Source organism: Bradyrhizobium sp. (assembly GCF_030654605.1).
Classification (GTDB): Bacteria; Pseudomonadota; Alphaproteobacteria; order Rhizobiales; family Xanthobacteraceae; genus Bradyrhizobium.
This window is the reverse complement of the sequence record NZ_JAURXB010000115.1, coordinates 79626-86447: the sequence shown is the minus strand read 5'-3', so window position 1 is coordinate 86447 and position 6822 is coordinate 79626. Positions and strand designations below refer to the sequence as shown.

5 protein-coding genes are annotated in these 6822 nt (G+C 65.3%); 2 read left to right on the top strand and 3 right to left on the bottom strand.

Features of this window, described 5'->3' with window-relative positions:
* The coding region (locus tag Q7U29_RS12025) for an OmpA family protein (RefSeq protein WP_304741653.1) at positions 1-1555 on the top strand (1555 nt) is incomplete at its 5' end.
* 66 nt (positions 1556-1621) lie between these two features.
* Here Q7U29_RS12025 and Q7U29_RS12020 read toward each other — a convergent pair.
* The gene (locus tag Q7U29_RS12020) at positions 1622-2578 is read right to left on the bottom strand and encodes a homocysteine S-methyltransferase family protein (protein WP_304741651.1); all 957 of its coding nucleotides are present in this window, start codon (positions 2576-2578) and stop codon (positions 1622-1624) included.
* A gap of 249 nt (positions 2579-2827) precedes the next feature.
* On the opposite strand from Q7U29_RS12020, the gene Q7U29_RS12015 reads away from it, so the two are divergent.
* The gene (locus Q7U29_RS12015) at positions 2828-3448 is read left to right on the top strand and encodes a TetR/AcrR family transcriptional regulator (protein ID WP_304741649.1); all 621 of its coding nucleotides are present in this window, start codon (positions 2828-2830) and stop codon (positions 3446-3448) included.
* Between the two features lie 80 nt (positions 3449-3528).
* On the opposite strand, the gene Q7U29_RS12010 is transcribed toward Q7U29_RS12015, so the two are convergent.
* Entirely contained in the window at positions 3529-5289 is a 1761-nt protein-coding gene (locus Q7U29_RS12010) for an alkaline phosphatase (protein ID WP_304741647.1), read from the bottom strand.
* 155 nt (positions 5290-5444) lie between these two features.
* Entirely contained in the window at positions 5445-6782 is a 1338-nt protein-coding gene (gene argG / locus Q7U29_RS12005; protein WP_304741645.1) for an argininosuccinate synthase, read from the bottom strand.
* Positions 6783-6822 lie beyond the last annotated feature (40 nt).

Sequence of the window (6822 nt, the reverse complement as noted above, 5' to 3'; positions counted from 1 at the left end):
AAAGCCCGCGACGCCTCCGCCGCCGCCTCCCGCTGCGCGTACCGCACCGCCACCGCCGCCGACAGCTGCACCACCGCCGGTGCCGCCGAAGCCGCCGGCTGCGCCGAGCGTCGCGCCCGTGAGGCCCATGGACAAGGGCGCGCCGCCTCCCGTGCCGCCGCCGCCCGCGGGCACCAAGCAATTGCCGCCGGTTCAGACCGCGCCGCCGACGCCGCCACCTGCGGCAGGCACCGGTGCAGGCACACCGCCGCCTGGAGGCAGGCCGCCCGGCGCCCCGCCCGCAGCGGGCACGCCGCCCGCTCCAACCACGGTTCCGGGGGCACCACCGGCACGTACCGGGCCGCCTCCAGGTAGCCCCCCTCCCGGTGGACCCGCGCCGACCACCACGCCCGCTCCGGGTGCACCTGCGCCGACAACGACGCCTGCCGCTCCAGGTGCGCCCGCCGCTCCGGGTGCGCCGACTGCTGCGCCTGCCGCAGGTGGACCCGGTGGACAGAGCGCCTTGCCGCCCGGCGCGCCGATGGTTCGTCGCCCGCCGCCAACGGTCAGCGCGCCGATTCCGCCCGCGCCGCCGCCGGACAAGGCCCTGACGCCGATTGCGCCGGGCGCAGCACCTGTGGGAACGAAAACGATGGGAGGTTTCCAAGGCCAACGTCGGGAAAGCCAGGAAGGCGGGCGTACGGTGTTCACCGAGCCCGGCCGGATCATCGTTCGCGATCCCAGTGGCCAGTCGTTCATTCGCCACAACGAGGTGGATCGCTTCCGCTATGGCGCGCGCGACATCAGGACCGAGCGGGTCGGCAACGACACGCGCACCATCGTGATCCGTCCCGATGGTACGCAGATCATCACGGTGAACGATCGCAACGGCCAGTTGCTGCGCCGGATCCGCAGGGATCAGCGCGGCCGCGAGATCATCATCATCGACAACAGCTATCGCGGCCCGCGCGGCATCGGTGGGTTCTATGTCGACCTGGCGCCGCCGATCCTGCGTATTCCGCGGGAGCGCTACATCGTCGAAGCCGACGATGCGTCGCCGGAATTGCTCTACGACACCATGATCGCTCCGCCGGTGGAGCGGCTCGAACGGCGCTACTCGCTGGACGAGATCCGTTACAGCGCCTCGGTGCGGCAACGCATGCCCAGCATCGACATCAACAGCATCAACTTCGAAACCGGATCGTGGGAAATCCCCCCCGATCAGGCAGCGAAGCTGCAGGCGATCGCCGACGGGCTCAATCGCGCCATCGCGGCCAACCCGCGCGCGGTATTCCTGATCGAAGGCCATACCGACAAGGTGGGATCTGACGTCGACAATCTGTCGTTGTCGGATCGTCGCGCCGAGTCGGCGGCCACGCTGCTGACGCAGCAATTCGGCGTGCCGATGGAAAACCTGACCTCGCAGGGCTATGGCGAGCAATATCCGAAAGAGGATACCGACGGGCCGAGCGCCATCAATCGGCGCGTTACGATCCGCAACATCACGCCGCTGCTCAATGGCGGAACAGCATCGCTGCCGCCGCCGCCGCCCGGCACCGCGCCGCCGCGCCGCTAAGGCAAGGCAATCGCAGAAAAAATGGCCGGGAGAAATCCCGGCCATTTTGTTTGGCTATTTGACCATTCAGGCGCTGAGGGCCCGCGGCGGCAGGACGGCTTCGCAGATCGCCTGGACATGACGGTGATCGGTGCCGCAGCAGCCGCCGAGCATGCGCATCGCCGGGAACATGCGCCTGAGATCGCGGTAGCGCCGGCCCAGATCGCGCGGATCGCCCGCATCGAGCGTCGTGGACTCATCCAGCTCCGCATGGCTTCTGGTCGATGCGTTGGCTCTCACGCCGTGGATGCGTCTGACCCAGGGTTCGCTCGCCCGCAGCGCGTTTTCGAAATGCACCGGATGCGCGCAGTTGATCATGTAGTATTCGGGCGCGCCCGAGGTCTCGCGATCCACTGTTTCAATGGCCTCGCGCAACGTCTCGCCGCCCGCCAGGCGGCCGTCGGCTTCCACCGTGAACGAAATCACCGCGGGAATCCGCTGTGCCTTTGCCGCACGCGCGATGCCAACAGCTTCATTGATGCTGTTCAGCGTAAAGGCCGTCACCATGTCGGCGCCGCCCTCGACGAAGGCGGCAATCTGTGCGGCGTGATAGGCCTCGGCCTCCGCCGCATCCATGTTGCCTGCCTTGTAACCGTCACCGCGCGGACCGATCGCGCCGCTGATGACACAGGGCGCCTCCGGCCTTTCCCAATCGGCACGCAGGCCCTCCAGGAACGCGATCGAACGGACATTGATCGCCTTGAGCGCTGCGGCGTCATAGCCGAGCTTGTCGGCCCAATCGGAATTGGCGCGCCATGTCGGGCTGTCGAGCACGAAGCCGGTACCGTGCGCGCGCGCGACCGCTAGATAGGCCTGGTAGTACTGCTTCAGCTTCTGCCGGCCATCCGGACTGTCGAGCAGCACGAAGGCCGCGAAGTGCGGCAGCTCGACACCTTCGTGAAAAATCAGCGTCGTTTCCATGCCGCCGTCGGTGAGAAAAATGCCGCCGCGGCGTTGCGGCAGGTCGTGTCGATATTTTGTCACTGCAATCACTCCGTCATCAATCCGCCCTGTGCCGTCCGTTCGGTCTCACGACGCCGGCCCTGGTCTCGTGCAACTGGTGCTGCATAATGTCGCGGCTTCCTAGCGCACGCGTGGTGCGGCTGAACCTTTGGCTGGAAATTGATACGAAATCATGGGGTTGTACGGCGCGGACGAAGCCACCGCGCGGCTGCGAGCGCAACAATCCGTACCGCGAGTACAGTTTTCCAAGGGCAGTTTTCGGAGTGTTGAATGGGAAAGGGCGAAGCGACGCGGGAGCGGATCCTCGAGGTCGCGGAGGCGGCCGTCCTCGCCAAGGGATTCGGTGCCACCTCGATCGAGGAAGTCATCGCGGAAGCCGGTCTCACCAAGAGCGGCTTCTTCTATCACTTCAGGGACAAGAACGCGCTCGCGCGCGAGATGCTGCGCCGCTACGTCGACACCAATGATCGTCTGTTCGACGACATCTTCGCGCGCGGCCGGCAGCTGTCGGACGATCCGCTGCAGGCGTTCCTGATCTCGCTGAAGCTGCTTGCCGAAGTGATGGCCGACCTGCCGAACGGCCATCCCGGCTGCCTGATTGCCAGCATCTGCTATCAGGAGCGACTGTTCGATCGCGAGGTGCGTGACCTCACCGCGCAGTCGGTGCGGGACTGGAACGCGCGCTTCCGCGGCATCTTCGACGGCATCGCCGCGGTCTATCCGCCGAAGGAAGCGGTCGACCTCGACGATCTCGCCGACATGCTGTCATGCATCGTCGACGGCGCCATCATCCTATCGAAGACGCTGAACGATCCGCGCCGGCTGGAACGCCAGATCCTGATCTTCCGCAGCTGCGTCAAGCTGATGTTCTCGGGACCGACGCTTTCCTGAGAGGCGCCTTGCAGCTCACTGAGCCAGTGCGCTTTCTTCTCCCTCCCCCCGCGAAGCGGTGGGGAGGGGAGAAGGAAGCGCTATGGCCCCGCCGGCGCCAGGCCCAGGGCATCGGCGATGACGCGGAAAATTTCGGTGTTATCCATCGATCCGCGGACCCGCTCGCTACCCGGTCCGGCCGCGGTCAGGATCACGTCTTCTCCGGAATGCACGCTGGCGCGCATCATGGCCGGCAGATTGCCCAAACGCAGCGCGACGCCGGGAACGTCCTTGTATTTCTCATTGGCCCTGAAGGTCCCGGGCGCCTCGCCCTTCACCGTCGGTTCGTTCGGGTCATCGAGCTTCGGGCGGAAGGTTTCGTAGTGATCCGGCAGCGCGGCCGAGAAGATCGCCAGCCTGCGGCTGACATCGACGCGCGACGGATAACCTTCCGCATCCGGATCGGGATAATTCGGAAATCCCGCCTTCTCGTACACGCTGACGCGCTCGCGCAGCGGCACGTTCGGCGTCACGCCCATGTCGTCATTGATGGTGCCGACAAGGCTGTTGGGATGATTGTGATCCGCCACGACCAGGATCAGCGTGTCGTCACCGCGCGTCCGCGCCCAGTCGCGCGCCAGCCGCACCGCATTGTCGAGCATGATGGTGTCGTACACCGCGCGCTCCATGTCCAGCAGATGCGCGTATTTGTCGATCATTCCGGATTCGACCATCAGGAAGAAGCCGGCCTCATTCCGCGACAGCACATCCAATGCGGCCTGGACCTGCTGGGTCAGATCGGGCTGTTCGGGAAACTTGCCAACGCCGCCGCCCTTCAGGAATTTGCGGTCCAGCGCGCCATCCATATTCCCCGTGGCGAACAGGCCGAGCAATTGGCGCGTCTCGGGTTGGGCCGCCAGCGCATTGAGTTCGCCCGCGGTCGTCGCCATCCTGTAGCCGGCCTCGCGAAACCGGGCGACATAATCGATATCGTCCTTGCGCTTCGAGCCGGGCGCATCTTTCGGCAGGAAACTGGCGCTGCCGCCGCCCATCAGGACGTCGGGCCTGGCGGCGAACAACTGCGCGACGATCTCGTCATAGGTGCCGCGGCGGCGGGTGTGCGCGATCATCGCGGCCGGCGTGGCATCCTCGACTTCGGTATTGGTGACGATACCGATGCCGAGGCCGAGCCGGCGCCTGGCCAGACTGGTGATGGTTTCGACCCTGGGGTCGTCGAACGGGCTGATGGTGCGGTCGGCATAGACGCCCATCGCAGCCGAGGCGGTCTTGTGACCGGTGGCATAGGCGCTGGCCGAGTTGGCCGAATCGGTGATGATCGAATCGATGCCTGCGGTCGCCACCATGGCCATATGCGGCATGTCGTCGATCGCCAGTTTGCCGAGGCTCTTGCCTTCCGCGATGCCCTTGGACAACAGCCGCGCGGCGGTGCGATGGGCGGGCGACATGCCGTCGCCGATGAACAGGATGACATTCTTCGCCTTGCGCGGGCCGGTGTCGTAGACCGTCCACGCCAGCTTGCGGCGACGCGTGCCATCGCCGACTTCGACGGTGACGCGGCCGGGCCTGGTCAGCGCGACGTCGCGCAGCAGCAGCGCCGACTGATCCTTGCCGTCCTCGCGCTCGATGAACGTGCCAGCGCGGCCGAACACGGCGGCATAATCCTCGCCATTCACCGTCACCTGCAATTTCGCCGGATCGACGCGATCAGCGAATTCAACCTTGAAGTCGAATTTCGCGCCGGCAAGAATCTCGGCGCGGTCGATCGGGTAGACCGTCTGGGCAAGAACTGATGATCCCGACGCCAGGACCATGAGGGACGCTGCGGCGAAATACTTGATCATGATGGGGCTCCGCGTCAGAGATTGCGGCGCGGCACTGGAGCGACCTCTATCGCAGGGCACGCGCGGCGTCTGTCATGCTACCGGTCGTGAGTGACGGCTCCATTACGCAGGCTCGATGAAGCCCGCGGCATCATCCAAAATTACGCCCGCGCGGTTCAGCCGTTGTCGTTCTTGAGCTTGAGGATGTCGGAACCTTCGCCCATCGATATCAAGCCCGTCTTTGCGTAGAGATTCAGCTTGGCGCGGGTATCGGTGATATCGAGGTTGCGCATAGTCAGCTGGCCGATACGGTCCGCCGGCGTGAACGCCGCATCTTCCACCTTCTCCATGCTCAGCCGTTCCGGCTGATAGGTCAGGTTGGGGCTCTCGGTGTTCAGGATCGAGTAGTCGTTGCCACGGCGCAGCTCGAGCGTCACCTCACCGGTCACCGCGCGAGCCACCCAGCGCTGGGCGGTTTCGCGCAGCGTCAGGGCCTGGGAATCGAACCAGCGCCCCTGGTAGAGCAATCGGCCAAGACGCATGCCGCTGACCCGGTATTGCTCGATGGTGTCTTCATTGTGGATGCCGGTGACCAGGCGTTCGTAGGCGATGTGCAGCAGCGCCATGGCGGGTGCTTCGTAAATGCCGCGGCTCTTGGCCTCGATGATCCGGTTCTCGATCTGGTCGCTCATGCCGAGGCCATGCCGGCCGCCGATGGCGTTGGCTTCGAGGAACAGCGCGACCGGATCGGCAAACGTCTTCCCGTTCAGCGCGACCGGCTGGCCCTCCTCGAACCGCACGGCGACCTTCTCGGCCTTGACCGCACAGTCGTCGCGCCAGAACGGCACGCCCATGATCGGGTTGACGATCTTGATGCCGCTGTCGAGGCTCTCGAGATCCTTCGCCTCGTGGGTGGCGCCGAGCAGATTGCTGTCGGTCGAATACGCCTTCTCGGCGCTCATCTTGTAGGCGAATCCACTTGACGTCATGAACGCCGACATTTCGGCGCGGCCGCCCATCTCGTCGATGAACTGCTGGTCGAGCCAGGGCTTGTAGATCCGCAAATTCGGATTGGTCAGCAGGCCGTAGCGGTAGAATCGCTCGATGTCGTTGCCCTTGTAGGTGGAGCCATCGCCCCAGATGTTGACGCCGTCCTCCTGCATGGCCGAGACCAGCATCGTGCCGGTCACGGCGCGGCCGAGCGGCGTGGTGTTGAAATAGGCGATGCCGCCGGTGGAGACGTGGAAGGCGCCGGACTGGATGGCGGCAATGCCCTCGTGGACCAGTTGCGTGCGGCAATCCACCAGCCTGGCTTTTTCGGCGCCGAACTCCAGCGCCTTGCGCGGGATCTCGTCGTAGTCGGTCTCGTCAGGCTGGCCGAGATTGGCGGTATAGGCAAAGGTGCGGGCGCCCTTCTGCTTCATCCACAGCAGCGCCGCTGAGGTGTCGAGGCCGCCCGAGAAAGCGATACCGACTTTTTCCCCCTTGGGCAGGCTTTTCAGGATCGTACTCATGGAGCTTCCAATCGGTCGGGATGGCGGACGTTGTTTGGCG